Source organism: Nocardioides ganghwensis (assembly GCF_014779655.1).
Lineage (GTDB): Bacteria > Actinomycetota > Actinomycetes > Propionibacteriales > Nocardioidaceae > Nocardioides > Nocardioides ganghwensis.
In genome coordinates, this window is sequence record NZ_JACXYX010000016.1 from 117,351 (window position 1) to 137,728 (window position 20,378).

Here is a 20,378-nt window from a genome sequence, read left to right on the forward strand (position 1 = left end):
CCTCCACCTCAACGAGAGACGAGCACCCATGACCATCACCACCGACCAGGCCGCCTGGTTCGCGGACTCGTTCGTGACGCTGACCGACAACGTGGGCCAGGCGCTGCTGGGCAAGGCCCCCGTGATCCGGCTGGCGCTGACCTGCCTGCTGGCCGAGGGCCACCTCCTCCTCGAGGACGCGCCGGGCACCGGCAAGACCGCGCTGGCCCGTGCGATGGCGGCGACGGTGCAGGGCAGCCACAGCCGCATCCAGTTCACGCCGGACCTGCTGCCGTCCGACATCACCGGCACGACGGTCTACGACCAGGCGCAGGCCCGGTGGGAGTTCCACAAGGGCCCCATCTTCGCCTCGATCGTCCTCGCCGACGAGATCAACCGGGCCTCGCCCAAGACCCAGTCCGCGCTGCTCGAGGTGATGGAGGAGGGCCACGTCACCGTCGACGGCACGTCGTACGACGCCGGGCGCCCGTTCATGGTCATCGCCACGCAGAACCCGATCGAGCAGGCCGGGACCTACCGGCTCCCGGAGGCGCAGCTGGACCGCTTCCTCATGAAGACCTCGGTCGGCTACCCCGACCGCGCCTCCGCCGTGCAGGTGCTCGCGGGCTCGGCGTCGCCGGACCGTGCGCGCAGCCTCCAGCCGATGATCTCCACCTCGGCCGTCGCCGAGATGGCGGACCTGGTCAAGGCCAACCACGTCGACGACGCCGTCCTCGACTACGTCCAGCGCCTCACCGAGGCGACCCGCGACGACAGCGACACCACGCTCGGCGTCTCCACCCGCGGCTCGATCTCGATGGTGCGCGCCGCCCGCGTCTGGGCCGCCGCCCGCGGACGCAACTACGTCCTCCCCGACGACATCAAGGAGCTCGCCCTCCCGGTCTGGGGCCACCGCATCATCATGTCGCCCGAGGCCGAGTTCGCCGGCGCGACCACCGCTGCGGTCGTCGCCCGGGTCCTCGACCGTGTCGAGGCGCCGATGCTCCGCGGAGCCGGGGTCTGATGCACCACTGGGGAGCAGCCGCATGAGCGCGGTCAGCCCGGCCGCGCCGACGCGCCGCCGGCTGCCGCGCCCCGACGTCGCGGGGTGGGCCACCGGTCCGGCCCCAGGCCTGGCCTCGGGTGTCGGCGACCGCCTCGCCGCGTCACCGCGCTGGCAGTCGGTCCGCGAGCACGGCGAGCGGGCGTGGAGCCGTACGACGCCCGCGCGGCAGCGCGCCGCGGCCGCCGGCGCGTTCGTCACCCCGCTGGGCTGGGTCGCGCTCGCCGGCCTGGCGCTCACCCTGTGGGTGGGGCTGGACAGGTCCTGGACCGAGCTCACAGTCGTGGCCTCGGCCCTCGCGGTCGTCCTCCTCGCGGCGCTCGCCTGGGTGCTGGGCAAGACGGCGTACGACGTCGACATCGCGCTCGACGACCAGCGGGTCCAGGTGGGCGCGGAGGCGCTGGGTCGCCTGCTGATCCGCAACCGCGGCACGCGCTCGCTGCTCCCCACCCGCATCGAGCTCCCGGTCGCCCGTGCCGTCGCGTCCTTCGACCTGCCCGCCCTCGGCAAGCAGGAGGCGCACGAGGAGTTCTTCGCCGTCCCGACCCGTCGACGCGGCGTGATCCCCGTCGGACCCGTGCTCTCCGTCCGCGCCGACCCGCTGCACCTGCTGCGCCGGGCCCAGCGCTGGACCGAGCAGGTCGAGCTCTTCGTCCACCCCCGCACCCTGGTCATCGACTCGGGCCACGCCGGCTTCCTCAAGGACGTCGAGGGCGTCACCACCCAGGACCTCTCGAGCTCGGACGTCTCCTTCCACGCCCTGCGCGACTACGTCCCGGGGGACGACCGGCGCGCCATCCACTGGAAGACGACGGCCCGCACCGGGCGCTTCATGGTGCGTGTCTTCGAGGAGACCCGCCGCTCCCACCTGCTGCTCCTGCTCTCGGTCCGCCCCGAGGACTACGCGAGCCCGGAGGACTTCGAGGTCGCGGTCTCGAGCGTCGCCTCGCTCGGTCTCCAGTGCCTGCGCGAGGACCGCGACCTCTCCGTGGTCACCCAGGCGGGGCGCCTGCGGTTCCCGAGTGCGCGCGGGCTGCTCGACGAGCTCTCCCGCGTCGAGCTGCGGCCCGACTGCGCGCCGCTGCAGACCCTCGCCGAGGAGGGCGTCGCCCTCGTGCCCGGCGCCTCCGTCGTCGCCGTCGTCACCGGCTCCGCGACCGACGCCGCCGCGCTCCGTGCCGCCGACCGGGTCGCCCCCATGGACGCCTTCACCTTCGCCGTGCGCTGCGCGGAGGGGCAGGAGGTCGCACGCCGCCGCATCGGGAGGCTTACGGTCCTGGACCTGTCCGCCCTCGACGACCTGCCCCGCGCGGTGAGGACGATGCGATGAGCACCGACAGCCAGGGCCGGACCCGGCCCCAGCTCACCGAGCCCGGCACGACCCAGCTCACCCCCGGTCGGCGGCGCCGGGCGTTGCCGGTCCCGCAGGCCGTCGACGTCGTCGCGATGCTGGTCCTGCTGGCGACCGGTGTGGTCGCCTTCGGGCCGGTGTTCGCCGACGCCTCGGGGTACGCCGCCGCCGGTGGGGGCGTGCTCCTCGGCACCGCGGTGGCCGCCGTCGGCGCCTGGCGCAGGTGGTCCGCCTTCGCCGTCGCCGCTGCGACGCTGGCGGTGTTCGTCGCCTTCGGCGGTCCCCTCGCCCTGCCCAGCACGACCCTCGGCGGCGTCGTACCGACCCCGGAGACCGTCAACCGGCTCGTCGTGCTGACCTGGCAGGCGTGGCGCGACCTGCTCACGGTGAGCGTTCCCGCCTCCTCGTTCACCGGACCGGCAGTCGTGCCCTACCTCTCCGGCCTGGTGTGCGCGGTGCTCGCCGTGGGGCTCGCGCTCCGGGGGCGCCGGCACCTCTGGGCCCTCGCACCCGCAGCCACGCTCCTGGTGGTCGGGATCCTCTGGGGCACGAAGACCGCTCCGTCGGCGGCCGTGCAGGGCGCGGTCTTCTGCGTGACCGCGCTCGCGTGGGCGGGCTGGCGCACGGCGCTGCAGCAGCACCGCGACAACGCGCACCTCCTGACCAGCCGGCGGACCAACACCAGTGCGCAACGGCAGCGCATCGTCGCGGCTGCGGTCGTCCTGGCCGTCGCGGGCGGCTCCTCCGCGTTCCTCGGCTCCGGCATGGTGTCGGCGTCGGACCGCTACGTCCTGCGCGACGACGTCGTCCCCCCTCTCGACCTGCGCGACTACGCGAGCCCGTTGACGCGCTACCGCTACTACGAGCGCGACCAGAAGGAGAAGACGCTCTTCACCGTCACCGGCCTGCCCGAGGGCTCCCGCTTCAGGGTGGCGGCCATGGACGGCTACGACGGCCACGTCTTCAGCGTCGACGCCGCGAGCGCCCAGTTCCGGCGCGTCGGCAGTCGCATCGGCGTGACCACGCCCGATGGTGCGCGCACGCTCGACGTCGAGGTCGGTGACTACGAAGGGGTGTGGATCCCCGGCGGTGGCGACGTCGGCGGGGTGAGCTTCGAGGGATCCCGGGCCGAGTCGCTCGGTGCCGGGCTCTACTACAACGCCGACTCCGGTACGCTCCTGAGCACGGCCGGCCTCCAGGGAGGCGAGCGCTACACGGTGACGGTCGCCCCGGCCCCGGCGCCGACCGACGAGCAGCTCGCGAAGGACTCCATCGTCACCGGCGCGGGTGATGCCGAGGTCGACGTGCCGGACGCGATCGCCGGGATCACCTCGGACTTCGCCGAGCCCGGAGAGAGCCAGATCGACCAGCTCCGCAAGCTGGAGTCGAAGTTCCGCGAGGTGGGGTTCTACTCCAACGACGACACGGTCTCGACCGCCGGCCACTTCGACGGGCGGCTCACCGCCCTGTTCAGCGGCGCCCGGATGATCGGGGACGACGAGCAGTACGCCACGTCGATGGCGTTGATGGTGCGACAGCTCGGCTACCCGGCCCGGGTGGTCCTCGGCTTCTACCCCGAGGAGAGCACGCCCGGAGAGCCGGTCGCCCTCACGGGCAACGACGCCCACGTGTGGGTGGAGGTCCCGTTCGAGAAGGCGGGCTGGGTCGCCTTCGACCCCACCCCGGACCGCGACAAGACCCCCGACACCAAGGTCCCGAAGCCGGACGAGGTCCCGCAGCCGCAGGTGCTCCCCCCGCCGGTGCCGCCGGAGGAGCCGGTGGACCCGCCGGAGGACCGGACCGACGACAGCTCGACCACGAAGCGGGACGAGAAGGGTCTCGAGGTCCCGCCCGCGGTCCGGATCGCCGCGTACGTCGCGGGCGCCGGCGCGCTGCTCGCGTCGCCCTTCGCCGCCATCGTCCTGCTCAAGCGGCGTCGTCGGGCACGCCGCCGCCGCGACGGCCGTACGGCCGACAGGATCTCCGGCGGCTGGGACGAGATCGTCGACGCCGCCGCCGACCTCGGCGTACGCACGCCTGCGCGCCTGACCCGTCAGGAGTCCGCTCGCGACTTCGCCGAGACGTTCCCGACGGTCGGCCCCGTCGCTGTCGCCGAGCGGATGGACGCACACGTCTTCGGCCGGGGCGAGCCCAGCCAGGCGGACGTCGACGAGATGTGGCGGCAGGTCCACTCGCTCCGGCACGGGATGTCGCGCTCCGTGCACCCCGTGCGCCGGCTGCGTGCCGTCGTCTCACCCCGTTCGCTGCTGATCAACCGACGCCCGAGGAGGACGACGTGACCACCCATCCCAGCGGCAGCCCCGCCAGCATGGGCAGGCGCGTGGCCGCGCGTGCGCTCGACATGTCGCTCAGCCTCGCGCTCCTCGTCGTCCTCAACGGCGTGACCGTGGCTGCCCTCCTGGGCGGCGGTGGGATGGAGCTGGCGGTCGTCGTCCTGGCCCTGACCGCCGTCTGGTCAGCGTTCGCGCTGTGGGCCGTGCTCGCACGGGCTGCGCTGCCGGGCCAGCTCATGCTGGGTCTGCACCACGTCGACGCCGTCACCGGTCAGCGGGCCGGCGGCCGGACGTTCCTGAAGTACCTGGTGCAGGGGTGCACCTTCGGCCTCGCGCTGCTGATCACCCCCCTGACGATCCAGTCGCCCAACCGCTCCTGGTTCGACCGGCTGACCGGTGTGACCCTCGTCGACGGCAAGGCGGCCGGCGTCGCGCCGGCCGCCACCTCGCAGGTCGCGGCTCCGCCGGCCGGGTGGGACGCCGAGGAGTCCCACCTGACGCAGGTGGGACTGCCCGCACCGGCGTCCGGCCCGTCCCCCGCGCCGCAGCCGGGCGGCATGATCGAAGCGGTCCCCTTCGGTGCCGCTCAGTCGCTCACGAGCAGCGCCCCGCCGGCGGTCGAGCGGCCCGTCGCCCTGCCCGTGGCGCCGCCTGTCGCGCAGCCTGCGCAGGTGGTCCAGCCCGCGCCCGCGGTCGGCGCTCCGCGCCCGGTCGTCGTGCTCGACGACGGGCAGCGCATCCCGGTCGACGGAACCGTCGTCCTCGGCCGCGACCCCCGCCCGAGCGACGCGCTGGGCGAGGCCGCCCTGGTCGTGGTCCCCGACCAGTCCGTCTCGGCGAACCACCTCGCGGTCGGCCTCGGTCCGACCGGCCCCTGGGTCATGGACCTCCGCTCGACCAACGGCTCGTCGGTCGAGCAGGACGGAGCGCCGGGGAGCCGCCTCGCGCCCATGGTGCGCGTCCCCGTGTCACCCGGCGCGGTCGTCACCCTGGGCAAGCGACGGATGACGGTGGTGGCCTCGTGAGCGCACCCTCGACCGCTGCCCCCCGGATGGTCGTACGCGCCGGCGCAGCCACCGACCAGGGCGTCCGTGACCGCAACGAGGACGCCTACGTGGTCGCCAGTCCGGTCTTCGCCGTGGCCGACGGCATGGGCGGCCACACGGGTGGGGCCGAGGCCTCGGCGCTGGTGGTGGAGGAGCTCGGCGCCCTCGGCCGCGGCGAGTGGCTCGAGGCGAGCGAGGTCCTCGCGGCGGTGGAGCGTGCCGCCCACCGGGTGGCCGGTCTCGCCGACGGCCCGTCCGCCGCTCCGGGCTCGACCCTGAGCGGAGTGGCGCTCGCGGAGCAGGACGGCATGCCCTGCTGGCTGGTCTTCAACGTGGGCGACTCGAGGACCTATCGCGTCCAGCACGGTCGCCTCGAGCAGGTGACGGTGGACCACACCCGGGTCCAGGAGATGGTCGAGTCCGGCCGCATCACCGCCGACGAGGCCCGTACGCACGCCCAGCGCAACGTGATCACCCGCGCGATCGGCGCGGGCAGCGCCGGACCGACCCGGATGGACTGGTCCCTGCTGGTCGCGGGGGCCGACGACCGGCTGCTGATCTGCTCGGACGGTCTCACCGGCGAGCTGAGCGAGCAGCTCATCGCCGCATCGCTCCTCGAGATCGCCGACCCACAGACGGCGGCCGACGTCCTGGTCCGCGAGGCGGTCGAGGCCGGCGGGCACGACAACGTGACCGCGGTGGTCGTCGACGTGGTCGAGCTGCACGGGCCCCTCCGGACGGACTCCGGTCACGGCACGCACCCCGATCTGGACACGGCGCTCGGCAACGGCGGGGACACCCTGCCGGACGCGCTGGAGCCCGGTCAGGACGGATGGTCGTGAGGCGGGTCGAGTGGTCGGCCGGACGTCAGCACGCGCTCGTGCTGGGCGACGCGGTTCTCCTGCTGGGTCACGACGTGCCTCGCGAGCACCTCGTCGCGATCTGGGACCGCCTCACCGCGACCGAGGTCGCCGGTCTCGGCACGCTCCTGGAGATCCTCGCGGAGGTGACGGGCGCGGCGCTGTCGTCGCTGCCCGACTTCGCGATGGTGGTCCTCGACGACAAGGGCCTGCACGTCGCGGCGCGGGGCGGCTGCCACGTGCGGGTCGCGCACACCGACGGCACCGAGCTGGACCTGCGCGGTGCGGAGGTGTCGACCTGGCTCGAGCGCAACGTCGACACGACGTCGGCGGCACAGGTCTCCCTCGGCGCGGGCGTCGGCGGCGAGAGCTGGCTGCCCGTGGTCGGAGGCGTCGTCCCGGCGGGGGCCGTACGCCTCCTGGTGGCGGACCACGCCCTGCTCGACGAGCGGGGCGAGCCCTCCCGCCCGGTCGAGATCCCGGCCGCGGTCGCCGTGCCGTCGGCAGAGACGCTGGCGGAGCCCGAGCCCGAGCCGGCGCCCGAGGTCGAGGTCGAGGTCGAGGTCGAGGAGCCTGCCGACGCTGCGCCCGGACCTCCGGTCGCGGACGCACCGCCGAGCCGCCTGGCCCACATGTACACGCCGCACACGGTGCTGCACGACATCGAGGACGCCGCGGTCCGCGCGGAGGACGACTACGACATCGACGGCCGCCGTGACGAGCCGGCGGAGCCCGTGGCGCCGGTGCAAGCGGTGGTGGTGGAACCAGTGGTGGTGGAAGCCGTGGCGCCGGTGGAAGTCGTGGCGGTGGCGCCTCGGCCGGCGCCGTCCCCCGAGCCGGCTGGTCCGGCAGCGTTCATCTCCGGCGTGCCGTCGGCTGCACCTGCGCGACCCGCTGTCGCGGAGCCGAGCAGCACTGCCGGGTCTGACGGGGAGCACCACGACGGCCACACCCTTCTCGAGGCTCCGGACAGCACGGAGATCGACGTCTACCTGGCGTCGGGCGGCGAGGCGCCGGACGGACAGGAGACCGTCCTGGGCGTGCTGTGCCCGAGCGGCCACGCCAACCCGACCCACCGACCCGCGTGCCGCGTCTGCGGACTGCGCCTCGCGGGCGAGGGCGTCCGCATGCCCCGCCCCGGGCTGGGCTGGCTCGTCACGTCGGCCGGTGAGCAGATCGAGCTCGTGCGCAACGTCCTGGCCGGCCGGAACCCCCAGGCCTCGCGCATCCAGGGCCCCGTTCTGCCCCGCCTCCTGCCGCTGCCGCACAGCCACGTCTCGGGCACGCACCTGGAGATCCGGCTGGAGGGGTGGAGCGTGATGGTCGTCGACCTCGACTCCACCAACGGCACCTTCCTCCAGCGCCCGGGCCAGCCGACCGTTCGGATCTCCCGGTCCCCGCAGCTGCTGACCTCCGCCGACGTCGTCCAGCTCGGTCACGGCGTCGACCTGCGGTTCGAGGCCCTCCCGTGAGCCGCCGCGAGGCGGCCGCGCCTCCCGAGATCCCGGGCCTCCGGTTCATCGAGGTCCTCGGGGTCGGCGGCTTCGCCGACGTCCACCGCTACGAGCAGCTCGGGCGCACCGTCGCTGTGAAGGTCCTCACCGCCGACCTGACGCACAACTCGCAGCAGGCGTTCGAGGCCGAGGCCAACCAGATGGCGCGGCTGTCCAACCACCCCTCGATCGTCAGCATCTACCACGCAGGCGCGGCGCCCGACGGCCGTTCGTACCTCGTGATGGAGGTCTGCCAGCCGCAGACCCTGGAGAGCCGGATCAGGGCCCGTCCGTTGACGGTGGCGAAGGCGCTGGAGATCACCATCCAGATCGCCGGCGCCGTCGAGTCGGCGCACCGGATGGGCGTGCTGCACCGCGACATCAAGCCGGCCAACATCCTGTTCACCGAGTTCGGCCGGGCCGCCCTGACCGACTTCGGCATCTCGGTGTCCACCCAGGACGGCCAGCAGGGGGTGGGGGTCGGCGTCTCGCCGGCCTGGGCGCCGCCGGAGCAGGTCACCAAGGGCCAGCCCATGGTGCCTGCGAGCGACGTCTACTCCCTCGCTGCGACCTGCTGGGCGATGCTGGGCGGTCGCAGCCCGATGATCGTGCCCGGCGGCGACAACTCCAACCTGGCGCTCATGGCGCGTGCCCGGAACGAACCGGTGCCCCCGCTCCGGCGCGAGGACGTGCCCGAGCAGCTCGAGCGCGTGCTGGTCACCGCCATGGCCAAGAGGGCCGACCAGCGCTTCGGATCGGCGCTCGAGCTCGGCCGCGCCCTCCAGGCGATCCAGGTCGCGCTCCACCTGCCGATGACACCGATCGAGGTCGGTGAGGACACCCAGGACGACCTGGTGTCCGACGACCCCGCGAGCGAGGAGGTCGGCTCCACGCGCATCTCGACCTTCAAGGTGATCGACCCCGAGGGCGCACCCCCAGCAACCCCCGGGCCCCCCGCACCTGCCGCACCGACAGCTCCTCCTGCGTACGCCGCCCCGGCGCCGGTGCGCGATCGTGCGTCGCGCGACTTCACCGGCCCCGCCATCCCGGCGCCGGTGGAGGACGCCACCGTCGTGGGTCACGGGCCGGACCCGGCCGTCGTGCCTGCCTCCCAGCCGGACGACCGGTCCGAGCCCGCACCGCCTGCAGCCCGGACGGCCCGGACGGCGGTGCTCGCGGTCGTCGGGCTGGTGCTCGTCGGAGGCGTGGTCGCCTGGCAGGTGCTGGGCGGCACGACGGAGGGCACCACCCAGGACGCCGAGCCGACCACGAGCAGCGGGCCCGCGGACGCCATCGGTGAGTCGGTGCCGAGCCCGAGCCGCCTGGCACTCGTGCGCCGCGGCGACGAGGTGGTCGTGCGATGGCGCAACCCTGCCCCGGAGGAAGGCGACTCGTTCCTCTACCGGGTCGCCGACCCGTCGCAGCAGCGCCCGCTCGAGGGGCCGGTCGACTCCGGCCCCGTGACGGTGCCGGCCGAGCAGGGACGCACGTGCGTCGAGGTGATGCTGCGGCGCAGCAACGGCCAGACGTCCGCGGGAGCCACGGAGTGCACGAGGTGAGCCCGCACGTGAGCACCCTCACGATCGACTTCGCGGGCGAGCTCACCCGGCTGGAGCCCGGGGAGACCTTCACCATCGGACGCGACGGCGACCTGAGGCTGGACGACAACCCCTACCTCCACCGGAGCTTCCTGGTGATCACCTTCCACGACGGGCTGTGGTGGGTGCACAACTCGGGCTCGCGGCTCGCCGCGGGCCTGACCGACGAGGCCGGCCTCATGCGGAGCACACTGTCGCCCGGCGCGAGCCTGCCCGTCGTGTTCGGACGCACCAGCCTGACCTTCGCAGCGGGCACGACCAGCTACGAGGTGCTGCTCGAGTGCGCGCAGGAGTCCTACCGCCCCGTCGGTGGCGCCGCCCACGACGACGGCGAGACGACGATCGCGCCGACGACCTTCACCGAGTCCCAGCTGCTGGTCGTGCTCGCCCTCGCGGAGCCGGTGCTGCGTCGGGTCGGTTCCGGCTCCTCGAGCGTGCCGAGCGCAGTCGAGGCCGCGCGCCGGCTCGGGTGGGCGCAGACCCGGTTCACCCGCAAGCTCGACAACGTCTGCGCCAAGCTCAGCCGCGCCGGCGTCAGCGGGCTCCACGGTGGTGGGGCCGGATCCGCGGCCAACCGTCGCGTCCGCCTCGTCGAGTACGCCGTCTCGTCCCTCTTGGTCACCGCCGCGGACCTGCCGCTGCTGGACGCCACCCGTACGACAGCGCCAGGAGGCGTCTCGTGAAGCTCAAGCTCACCCTCCGCCAGCCGGGGTCGCAGTCGCCGGAGCGCCACCTGCTGGTGACGGCCGACGCGACCACCACGGCGGGCACGCTCGCCCGGACGCTGGCCGGGGCCAAGGAGTTCGAGGGCCACGTGCCCGGCGGCGAACTGACGCTGCGTGCAGCGCTCGGCCCCCGCGAGGTGGTCCTGGACCCCGGTCTCGCGCTCATCGACTCCGGACTGCGGTCAGGCGCCCGGGTCGAGCTCGCCTCCGCCGTCCACGGCGGCACGGCCGGCCCCGCGGCGGCCGTCCTCACGGTCACGTCCGGCCCCGACGCCGGACTCCGGGTCGACCTGCCCACCGGGAGCGTGAGCGTGGGCCGTGCCGCGGACTGCGACGTCCGGCTGACCGACACGATGGTGTCCAAGCACCACGCGCGCCTCAACATCGGCTCCCACGTCGAGATCCTCGACGAGAACTCCGCCAACGGTGTCCTGGTAGGCGGCATCCGTGTCGCCCGCAGCGCCCTGGGGCACGGCGACGTGGCCCGGCTCGGCGCCACCGAGATCACCATCTCGATCGACGCCGCGGGCCTGGCCTCCGGTGCCAGCACCGACATCGCCTTCACCCGGTCACCCCGGGTCCTGCGGCGACCGCAGGAGCGGCAGCGCGAGGTCCCGCCCGCCCCGAGCGAGCCGGATCCGGCCCACTTCCCGGTGCTGGCACTCGTGGCACCGCTCGTCATGGGTGCCGCCCTGTTCGCCTTCACCCGCTCGGCCGTCGCCGTGCTGTTCGTGGCGCTCAGCCCGCTGCTGATGATCGGCTCCTATCTCGACCAGCGCCGGCAGACCCGCAAGAAGCTCGCCGCGGTGCGGGCGGCGTACGAAGCCTCCCTGGACCGCCTCGACGAGGAGATGGAACAGGTCCGCACGGCCGACCGCGCCTCCCTGGAGGAGCTGTACCCGACACTGGCGCGCTGCGTGGACGCGGCGGACCGGCGCACCGACCTCCTGTGGTCGCGGCGTCCGGAGCACCCCGAGTTCCTGTCGGTGCGACTCGGCACCGGTGACGTCGCGCCCTTCGTCCGGTTCGACGACCGCGATCCTTCCGGCGAGGCGATCGCGGACCTGGTCGCGCGCGGCCAGGAGCTGCGCGCCAGGCACGCCGTCATCCCGGACGCGGCCGTGACCTGCCACCTCCCTTCGGTCGGGAACCTGGGCGTCTGCGGCGGCGGCGCCGCGACGCGCGGGATCGCAGCCGGCATCGTCGCCCAGCTCGCGATCCTGCACGCACCCTCCGAGATGGTCGTGGCCGCGCTGGCGTCGCCCGGGTCGCGCGCGGCCTGGGAGTGGCTGGAGTGGCTGCCCCACGCCAGCTCGCCGCACAGCCCGCTGGCCGGCAGCCACCTGGCTGCGGACCCCGCGTCCGGTGCTGCGCTCCTCGACCGTCTCGAGCAGCTCGTCGACGCTCGCAGCGCACAGCGCTCGGAGGACGCGCCCGGCCGCGGGCCGGTCGACGGCGAGCCGCTGGACCACCGCGCCCTGGTGCCCTCCGTCGTCGTCGTGGTCGACGAGCCGTCGACCGACCTGGCCCGGCTGACGCGGGTGACCGAGCTCGGTCCGGACGTCGGGGTGCACGTCGTGTGGTGCGCCGCGCGGCGCCAGGAGCTGCCGGCCAGCTGCCGGACCTTCGTCGACCTCGCCGACAGTGCGTCGCCGCACGCCGGGATGGTCCGCAGGGGGACGAGCGTCACGCCGTTGCGCGTCGAGAGCATGGCCCGCGACGACGCCGGGCACCTCGCGCGGATCCTCACGCCCGTCGTCGACGCGGGGACCCCCGTCGACGACGAGTCGGACCTGCCGCGTTCGGTCGCCGTGGTCTCGCTGCTCGGCCGGGAGGCCAGCGACGATGCCGCCGTGGTGGTCAACCGCTGGCGTGAGAACGGATCGCTCACCGACCGCTCCGCCCCGCCCGCGCGGCGTGACCAGCCGGTCAGCCTCCGCGCTCTCGTCGGCCACGCGGGAAGCGAGCCGTTCGCCCTCGACCTCCGGCTCCAGGGGCCCCACGCCCTGGTCGGCGGCACGACCGGCGCCGGCAAGAGCGAGTTCCTCCAGGCGTGGGTCCTCGGGCTCGCCCACGCCCTCAGCCCGGACCGCGTCACCTTCCTGTTCGTCGACTACAAGGGCGGCGCGGCGTTCGCGCAGTGCGTCGAGCTCCCGCACTGCGTCGGTCTGGTGACCGACCTGTCGCCGCACCTCGTGCGCCGCGCGCTGCGCAGCCTCCGCGCCGAGCTGCACCGTCGCGAACGACTGCTGCGCAACAAGCGCGCCAAGGACCTGATCGAGCTGGAGAAGACCGGCGACCCGGACTGCCCGCCGAGCCTGGTGATCGTCATCGACGAGTTCGCGGCGCTGAAGTCCGAGGTCCCCGAGTTCGTCGACGGGGTCATCGACATCGCCCAGCGCGGTCGAAGCCTGGGCCTCCACCTGATCATGGCCACGCAGCGTCCCGCCGGCGTGATCAGTGACAGCCTGCGCGCCAACACCAACCTGCGCGTGGCCCTGCGGATGGCCGACGAGGTCGACTCCGCGGACGTCCTGGACACGCCGATGGCCGCGCACTTCGATCCCTCGATCCCTGGCCGCGGTGCCGCCAAGACCGGCCCCGGACGGGTCGCGAGCTTCCAGTCCGGGTTCCCGGGCGCGCGTACGCCGGCCGTGGTGCCGCCCGCGCAGGTGCTCGTGGAGGAGCTGGACTTCGGCCGGGGTCGGTCGTGGTCCACCCCGGAGCCCGCGGTCTCCCTGGACGGGGTCGACACCGACATCACCCGTCTCGTCCGCACGCTGCGCGAGGCGTGCCGCCAGGGCGCCGTGCCCACTCCCCGCAAGCCGTGGCTGGACTCGCTGGCTCCGGTCTACGACCTGCTCAGCATGCGGCAGCGCTCCGACGGCGAGCTGCTGCTCGGCGTGCTGGACGACCCCGACAACCAGCGCCAGGTCTACGAGTACTTCCGGCCCGACACGGAGGGCAACATCCTCTTCGTCGGCACCGGGGGGTGCGGCAAGACCACCGCCCTGCGCACCCTCGCAGTGGTCGCGGGCATCTCCCCGCGGGGCGGGGACGCGCACGTCTACGGGCTCGACTTCGCCGGTGGCGGCCTGCGCCTGATCGAGCCGATGCCCCACGTCGCGCCGATCGTCGCGGGCGAGGACGAGGAGCGCGTCGTACGCCTGCTGGAGCGGCTCGTGCGCGAGGTCGACGACCGGTCGGACCGCTACCGAGCCGCCAACGCGGCGACGCTCGCCGAGTACCGCGAGCTCACCGGACGGGGGGAGGAGCCGCGCATCCTGCTGCTCATCGACGGCTTCGCGCTCATGCGGGAGACGTACGAGGCCGCGAGCCGTCACCAGCGCACCTGGATGAACTTCCAGCGCGTGCTCGCGGACGGCAGGTCGGTCGGCGTGCACGTGGCGATGACCGCCGATCGGGAGGGTGCCGTCCCGATGGCGATCCAGGCGTCGTTCCAGCGGCGCATCGTGATGCGCCAGCCGGACGAGGACAGCTACCTCGCGCTCAACGTCCCGCGCGACGTGCTAGGCCCCGACAGCCCGCCGGGGCGGAGTGTCCAGCCTGACAACCACCAGGAGCTCCAGCTGGCGGTCCTGGGCAAGGACGTGACCGTCGCCGCGCAGGCGCGACTCATCGAGGAGATCGCCCCCGAGCTCGCCGAGCGGGTGCGCTCGCGACCCGCACCTGTGGAGGTGCTGCCCGACCACATCCCCGAGGAGACGGTGCCGACGACCGTGGCGGGACGTCCCGTGGTCGGTGTCGCGTACGACGACCTCCGGCCGGTCGGGCTCGACCTCGCCACCGTCATGGTCCTCGCCGGCCCGCCCGGCTCGGGGCGAACGACCGCGGTCAGGTGGTTGGCCGGGTCGGTACGCCGCGGCTGCCCGCAGGTGCGGCGCGCGTTCCTCACCCCCCGCCGGGCCGTCCTGGCAGTGCCGGGCGGGTGGGACTGGTCGGCCTCGGGCGTCGACGAGGTGGCCGAGGTGATCGAGCTGCTGAGACCGCTGGTCGAGGCCGACGGGTCGGTCGCACCGGTGATGGTCGTGGTCGAGGCGATGCCCGAGCTCTTCGGAACCGTGGCGGACCAGGGCCTCGAGGAGCTCGTCACCGCGGCCCGGCGCAACGGGCACCTGGTCGTGGCCGAGGGGGAGACTGCGTCCTGGAGCTCCTCCTACAGCGGTGCCGGGGACGCCGTGAAGGCGGCTCGGACGGCGCTCCTGCTGCGACCGGACGGCAACGACGGCGACACCCTCGCCAAGACCTCCCTGCCCCATGTCCGACAGGCCGACTTCGTCGTCGGCCGCGGCTACTGGGTCCGCGGCGGTGCCGTGACCCAGGTGCAGGTGCCCTACCCGGCCTGACCCCATGGGTCGGTCAACCCATCGACGCCCGCACGTCGGGCGACCACGATTCCAGCAACACCGAACACCACACACCAGAAGGAGAACCACCATGGCCGGCATGATCGGAATGAACGTCGAGGAAGTCCGGACGCTGTCGCGGCAGCTCCAGCAGGCCTCGGAGCAGGTCAAGCAGCTGCAGTCCCAGCTCACCTCGAAGCTCAGCGGCACGACCTGGGTCGGCCAGGACCAGGCGCGCTTCAAGAGCGAGTGGGACGGCACCCACTCCACCAACCTCCGCAACGTCGCCGAGGCGCTGGCGCAGGCCTCGCAGGCCGCTCAGCAGAACGCCAACGAGCAGGAGCAGATCTCCCGCTGACGTCGTCGCCGGTGCGTGGTGGCTCGGGCCACGCACCGCGGAGACCGGAGATCCGGAACTGAGGAGGACCCATGAGCCGCATGGTCGGAGCCGACCCCGACGCACTCGACCGTCTCGCCGCGGACTTCGACCGCAGCGCCGGCGCGCTCGAGTCGACCGCGGTCCGCGTGCGCGCGTCCGTCCACGCGAACCCGTGGGCCGGGGCGAGGGCGACCCGGTTCCGCAACGACTGGGACCAGCGCCACGGCCCGACGCTGAAGCGGACCGCGCTGGCACTGCGGACCGCGGCCAAGCAGCTCCGGCTCCAGGCCCAGGAGCAGCGGCAGGCGAGCAGTGCGGGCGGGGGTGCGATTGCAGGCGTGCGGGGCGGCGGTGGGAGCCACCGCCCTGGAGGGCGTCTCACCCTGGACGGCCTTGTCGACGCAGTGCAGGTGCTCGGCATCAGCGCCGGGGTCACGGCCGCGCTGGGACGGTGGAACATGCACCAGAACTACCCGTCCGGCTACCGCCGGCTCTTCGCCTACCTCGACCGCTCTCCGACGGTGGGCGGGTTGATCCGCGACGGTCAGGTGCCCGACCTCATGCGCTTCAACAAGTCCCCCGTGCTGCAGATGCTGGCGCGCGACGGCATCACCAGCACCCTCAAGCCCGCTGCGGGCGTGCTCAGCAACGTGGCCAAGGGGGCTGGTGTCCTGGGCGCCGCCGCCGGAGTGGGCGAGAACGTCGCCAAGGCGCTGGAGGCGGACCGCGGTGACTCCTTGGCCGCCAAGATCACAGCAGGCACGTACGCCCTCGACGCCGCGTCGGACGCTGCGATGGCGTCGAAGGGGGGCGTGTTGTACGGCGCCGCCGGCAAGGCAGTCGCGATGGCGGTTCGTGAAGGAGCGAAGGCCGACTTCTCGGCAGAGGGTCGCTCGCTCGTCATGGGCGAGATCGCCCGCAACCCCGGAGTCATCGGCGAGGAGCTGGGCAAGGCGACCCTTCAGGTCGGCCAGACCGTCGTCAGCTGGTTCGCCCCGATCCCCGCCGCACTCAAGTGAGGAAGTAGACCATGCGATTCACCGACGACGAGATCCTGGCAATGGCAGCCGACGCCGAGGCGCCGGTACCCGTCATCCTCACCACTGTCGACACCGACGACCCGGATGCGGTGCTCGCAGCGGCACTGCGTGGTCAGCGCAGCCTCGCCGTCCGTGGTCTGGTCGCGCCCGACCGGGTCGATCCCGTCGTTGCGCAGCTGCAGCGCGGGATGGCAGCGCCGGCGCGCTTCAGTGCATTCGCGGGAAACGACCAGCTGGATCGGGCGACCGCGCTCCCCGCCACGACATGGTTGCCGCTTGCGCAGGGACTGGTACGGCTCGAAGAGGAGGCGATGGGATCGTTCACGGTGCGCGATGACACGGTCGACGACGCTCGTGACGAGATCACCGCGTGGTTCGACGCGGCACGCGATGCCACCCCTGAAAGCGATGGCGGAGGTCCGGAGCTCTGGATATGTCTGGCAGCGGTCACCGCGGCTGGCGTCGCCGGCATCGCTGCTCGGACCGGTGCGTTGCGCGCCACGACTGTCAACACGGACGGAGCGGCGTCGACCGAATCGCGCGACTACGCGGTGGCGCACGACTTGGTCGCCTCGTTGCTCCGCAGCGCTGTCCGTTCTCGGGGGACAACGTGATGGCCGGCATGGTCGGCGCTGACGTGGCGCAGCTGCGCGCGCTGGCTGGCTCTTTCGAGCGTGCCGCCGAGCAGCTGCGGCAGACCAGCACCAAGGTCCGCAGCGGCGTCCAGATCTCCGCGTGGGCGGGGCCGTTCGCGGTCCGCTTCCGGAAGACATGGGACTCGGAGCACTCCGTGAAGCTCACCAGGGTCGCCGCCGCGCTGGCAGCCCAGGCGCGACAGCTGAGGCTCGAAGCGGATCAGCAGGAGCGCACCAGCGCGGTGTCGGTGCGCCTGGTGTCCACCAGGTCCCTGCTCGACCTGGACCGACTCGACGCCGACGGCGACGGAGTCGTCATCACCGAGGTCGTCGGCGTCGATGGCAAGGTTCGCTACGTCGTCACGATCACCGGCACCCGTCCCTTCGCGGCACCGGGCGAGCACTTCGACGCACTCGAGAACGCAGCGGTTCTCGGGATCGAGACGCAGACGATGTCGTACGTGGAACAGCTGATGGGCGAGCGCGGGATCACGTCCGAGGACGAGGTGTTGTTGGTCGGGTACTCGCAGGGGGGCCTGATCGCCCAGAACATCGCCCACAGTGGTCGATGGGGAGACCCGCTGGTCGTGACGTGGGCCTCGCCACAGGTGATCGGCGGAGTGGAGGCACGCGACATCATCAGGTTCGAGGTCACCGGAGACGTCATCACAGACGGAGTCGCCGCCTCCAGCCTGTCCGTGCCTGACCAGGCCGGCGACAACTACCTCGTCCGCGGTGACGCTGGTGCTGGTAGGTCAGGGGCACGCGTGGGCATCCCGAACGCCGTCGACATCGCTGTGGGGCTGGGTGCCGGGGCGGCGATCCACATGGAGGGTCGGCCGTTCTACGGCAACCTCGCCGACGAATTCGACGAGCGCGACGACCTCTACGCGACACGGTTGCAGGCGCGCATGGAGCCGTTCCTCGGAGGAAGTGTCGTCAGCAACCAGTGACTGTGAGACAAGGAGCGGCACAGAGTGCAGCCCGGACGCAGCGTCAGTCCCGAGCGACCTGGAACGTGCCGAAATGGTCGCTCTTGTCGTAGTCGCGGCCCCACTGGGCGTAGAAGTAGTTGGAGTCGTACGGCCCGTACGTCGCGCACGACCAGGTGAACGTGGCGGTCACCCGGTCCTTGCCGGTGCTCCACGTGGCGCGCGTGCCGGGGCACGGGCTCATCGTCATGCCCTCGTAGTTCTCGTTGTAGAACCGGGCGCTCACCACACCCTTGGCGCGACGCACCCGCACGCCTCCGCCGTACTCGCCGTCGATGGGGTCGACGAAGCTGAGGAAGACCACACCCTTGCGCGGCAGCTTCGCGACGCTCAGGCCCATCGTCGTCCGGATCGTGCCGTTGTCGACCCGGAACGAGCGGAAGTCGACGCCGGACATGCCGTCTCCCCGCGGGTCCTGCTTGCTCGCGGTCGCCGCGTCTGCGGGACCGGGAACCAACGCGAGCGCCGCCACCAGACCAGCCACGGACGTACGTGCGATGGATCGTGCGGTCATCGATCTCCCCTTCGGCGCAGCGCTGCTCGTCGAGCCTTCTGGCGAAACTAGCGAGAGCCCGACCGAGGAAGAATCCCCAGATCCGGGGGGCGCGAAGGAGGTCGTACGCGCCTCAGGCGCGCGCGGTCTCCTTCTGCTCCTCGATCGCCTCGACGGTCGCGGCTGCGTCGCCGGCGGTCGAGGCCTCGTGGTCGAGGGCGGCGATGAACCGCTCGGCGTCGAGGGCCGCGGCGCAGCCGGTGCCGGCGGCGGTGATGGCCTGGCGGTAGTGGTGGTCGACCAGGTCGCCCGCAGCGAACACGCCGGGCAGGTTGGTGGCCGTCGACGGGTGCTTGACCAGTACGTAGCCGTCGTCGTCGAGGTCGACCTGGCCGGTGAGGAGCTCCGAGCGCGGGTCGTGGCCGATCGCGATGAACAGGCCGGTGACGTCGAGCCGGCGCTCCTCACCGGTGACCGTGTCGCGCAGCTGGATCGACTCGAGCTTGTCGGCGCCGTTGATCGCGGCGACCTCGGAGTTCCAGACCATCTCGAGCTTGGGGTCGGCGAAGGCCCGCTCCTGCATGATCTTGGAGGCGCGCAGCTCGTCGCGGCGGTGGACCAGGTAGACCTTCGAGGCGAAGCGGGTGAGGAAGGTCGCCTCCTCGACGGCGGAGTCGCCGCCGCCGATGACGGCGATCGCCTGCTCGCGGAAGAAGAAGCCGTCGCAGGTAGCGCACCACGACACACCGCGGCCGGAGAGCTCCTCCTCGCGGGGCAGGCCGAGCTTGCGGTAGCCCGAGCCGGTCGCGAGAACCACCGAGCGCGCGGTGTAGGTGTCGGTGGCGGTCTTCACGACCTTCACGTCACCGGTGAGGTCCACCTCGACGACGTCGTCGGAGACCAGCTCGGCGCCGAACCGCTCCGCCTGGGCGCGCATCTCGTCCATCAGGGCCGGGCCCATGATGCCGTCGCGGAAGCCGGGGAAGTTCTCCACCTCGGTGGTGTTCATCAGCGCACCGCCGGCGGTGACCGAGCCCTCGAAGACCAGGGGGTGGAGCGAGGCACGGGCGGCGTAGACGGCGGCGGTGTAGCCCGAGGGCCCCGAGCCGATGATGATGACGTTGCGCGTCTCGGTGCTGGTGCTCATGGGTGGATCGGACTCCTGGTGATCGGGGTGAGGTGACCGGGGAGGTGCGGGTCTGCCTCGGTGGGCGGTACGCCTTGCTCAACCGATCGTAGGCGACGGTTGTTCCGCCGCCCGCCCCAGCGCTCAGGGCTCGGGCAGCGTGAGCGTACGCACCGGGTCGGGCGTGCCGCAGACGTAGAGCTCGGCCTGCTGGGTCCCGCCGACGGGGCGGCGGAACACCACGACACCGAGCTGCCCGTCGACCTGCGCGAGCAGCCGGCGGCCCTGGCCGAGGCCCGGCAGGGTGCAGCTGCTCAGGGCGTCGACCGAGCCGAGGTCCTGCGACCGCGCGACGGCCTCGGTCCGCAGGTCGACCAGCCGCTGCTCGAGCGCCGGGTCGCTCGCGGAGATGGTGGGGACGCCGGCGAACGGCGTGGCCGAGGGGCTCTTGAGCAGCTCGGGTGCCTGCTCGGAGCTGCCCGCGCCGGAGTCGTCGGACTCACCCTCCTGCTGCGCCTCGGTCTGGGAGTCGGCGAGGGAGGAGTCCGAGCCGGCGCTCGAGCCTTCGTCGCTGGCGCCGCGAGGCAGGACCTGGCCGATGGCCACGCCCGCGACGACCACCGACGCGGCCGCCAGCAGGCCCACGCCGGCCAGGCGCCGACGACGGGCGGAGAGGTCGACGACGGGAGCCGTACGCTCCGGCGACGTGGCCGGTGCGTCGGCGAGCGGAGCGGATCCGCGGTCGGCGACGAGCGCGGCCAGCGTCTCGTCGAGGCGGGCCACGACCTCGGGAGGCGGCGGCCCGTCGTGACGGGCGCCGGCCAGCAGGCGGCGTACGGCCTCCTGCTCGGGCGGCAGGTCGGACGCATCGGTCATCGTGGGTCACCTCCTCTGGGTCGGTCGGGGTGGGAGCTGGGGAGAGCGGGCGAGAGCGGGT

General features: G+C 73.0%; 16 protein-coding genes. 13 read left to right on the top strand and 3 right to left on the bottom strand.

What is annotated here, in order from left to right; genetic code table 11:
* Positions 1 to 28: 28 nt before the first annotated feature.
* The 13 genes from IEZ24_RS17385 (at position 29) to IEZ24_RS17445 (ending at position 17,783) form a co-directional block, all read left to right on the top strand.
* Positions 29 to 1,003 (top strand): AAA family ATPase, encoded by a 975-nt coding sequence (locus IEZ24_RS17385; RefSeq protein WP_129455883.1) that lies wholly within the window; start codon positions 29 to 31, stop codon positions 1,001 to 1,003.
* Between the two features lie 22 nt (positions 1,004 to 1,025).
* Positions 1,026 to 2,372 (top strand): DUF58 domain-containing protein, encoded by a 1,347-nt coding sequence (locus tag IEZ24_RS17390; RefSeq protein WP_129455884.1) that lies wholly within the window; start codon positions 1,026 to 1,028, stop codon positions 2,370 to 2,372.
* Positions 2,369 to 4,693, top strand: a complete 2,325-nt coding sequence (locus IEZ24_RS17395) for a transglutaminase family protein (RefSeq protein WP_129455885.1) — start codon at positions 2,369 to 2,371, stop codon at positions 4,691 to 4,693. Before IEZ24_RS17390 ends, IEZ24_RS17395 begins: the two co-directional genes overlap by 4 nt.
* Positions 4,690 to 5,712, top strand: a complete 1,023-nt coding sequence (locus tag IEZ24_RS17400; protein ID WP_129455886.1) for an RDD family protein — start codon at positions 4,690 to 4,692, stop codon at positions 5,710 to 5,712. The genes IEZ24_RS17395 and IEZ24_RS17400 overlap by 4 nt, the downstream gene beginning before the upstream one ends.
* Positions 5,709 to 6,575 (top strand): PP2C family protein-serine/threonine phosphatase, encoded by an 867-nt coding sequence (locus IEZ24_RS17405; protein WP_207206858.1) that lies wholly within the window; start codon positions 5,709 to 5,711, stop codon positions 6,573 to 6,575. Before IEZ24_RS17400 ends, IEZ24_RS17405 begins: the two co-directional genes overlap by 4 nt.
* On the top strand, positions 6,572 to 8,065 hold the full coding sequence (locus IEZ24_RS22445) for an FHA domain-containing protein (protein ID WP_191192876.1): 1,494 nt from the start codon (positions 6,572 to 6,574) through the stop codon (positions 8,063 to 8,065). Before IEZ24_RS17405 ends, IEZ24_RS22445 begins: the two co-directional genes overlap by 4 nt.
* Positions 8,062 to 9,645: a serine/threonine-protein kinase gene (locus tag IEZ24_RS17415; RefSeq protein WP_129455888.1), complete on the top strand. Its 1,584-nt coding sequence runs from the start codon at positions 8,062 to 8,064 to the stop codon at positions 9,643 to 9,645. Before IEZ24_RS22445 ends, IEZ24_RS17415 begins: the two co-directional genes overlap by 4 nt.
* Before the next feature lie 8 nt (positions 9,646 to 9,653).
* The gene (locus IEZ24_RS17420) at positions 9,654 to 10,367 is read left to right on the top strand and encodes an FHA domain-containing protein (protein WP_129455889.1); all 714 of its coding nucleotides are present in this window, start codon (positions 9,654 to 9,656) and stop codon (positions 10,365 to 10,367) included.
* Positions 10,364 to 14,776: an FtsK/SpoIIIE domain-containing protein gene (locus IEZ24_RS17425; RefSeq protein WP_165356125.1), complete on the top strand. Its 4,413-nt coding sequence runs from the start codon at positions 10,364 to 10,366 to the stop codon at positions 14,774 to 14,776. The genes IEZ24_RS17420 and IEZ24_RS17425 overlap by 4 nt, the downstream gene beginning before the upstream one ends.
* Positions 14,777 to 14,867: 91 nt before the next feature.
* On the top strand, positions 14,868 to 15,134 hold the full coding sequence (locus IEZ24_RS17430; RefSeq protein ID WP_165356126.1) for a WXG100 family type VII secretion target: 267 nt from the start codon (positions 14,868 to 14,870) through the stop codon (positions 15,132 to 15,134).
* Positions 15,135 to 15,205: 71 nt separating this feature from the next.
* Positions 15,206 to 16,174: a WXG100 family type VII secretion target gene (locus IEZ24_RS17435; protein ID WP_129455892.1), complete on the top strand. Its 969-nt coding sequence runs from the start codon at positions 15,206 to 15,208 to the stop codon at positions 16,172 to 16,174.
* Between the two features lie 11 nt (positions 16,175 to 16,185).
* Positions 16,186 to 16,809 (top strand): hypothetical protein, encoded by a 624-nt coding sequence (locus IEZ24_RS17440; protein ID WP_129455893.1) that lies wholly within the window; start codon positions 16,186 to 16,188, stop codon positions 16,807 to 16,809.
* A gap of 8 nt (positions 16,810 to 16,817) precedes the next feature.
* Positions 16,818 to 17,783, top strand: a complete 966-nt coding sequence (locus IEZ24_RS17445; RefSeq protein ID WP_129455894.1) for a hypothetical protein — start codon at positions 16,818 to 16,820, stop codon at positions 17,781 to 17,783.
* 43 nt (positions 17,784 to 17,826) lie between these two features.
* Here IEZ24_RS17445 and IEZ24_RS17450 read toward each other — a convergent pair whose 3' ends face one another.
* The 3 genes from IEZ24_RS17450 to IEZ24_RS17460 all read right to left on the bottom strand — a co-directional run bounded on the left by IEZ24_RS17450 (position 17,827) and on the right by IEZ24_RS17460 (position 20,317).
* The gene (locus IEZ24_RS17450) at positions 17,827 to 18,336 is read right to left on the bottom strand and encodes a hypothetical protein (protein ID WP_129455895.1); all 510 of its coding nucleotides are present in this window, start codon (positions 18,334 to 18,336) and stop codon (positions 17,827 to 17,829) included.
* Positions 18,337 to 18,448: 112 nt separating this feature from the next.
* On the bottom strand, positions 18,449 to 19,462 hold the full coding sequence (gene trxB, locus IEZ24_RS17455) for a thioredoxin-disulfide reductase (RefSeq protein WP_129455896.1): 1,014 nt from the start codon (positions 19,460 to 19,462) through the stop codon (positions 18,449 to 18,451).
* A gap of 123 nt (positions 19,463 to 19,585) precedes the next feature.
* Complete coding sequence (locus IEZ24_RS17460; protein WP_129455897.1) at positions 19,586 to 20,317, bottom strand: hypothetical protein; 732 nt, start codon at positions 20,315 to 20,317, stop codon at positions 19,586 to 19,588.
* Positions 20,318 to 20,378 lie beyond the last annotated feature (61 nt).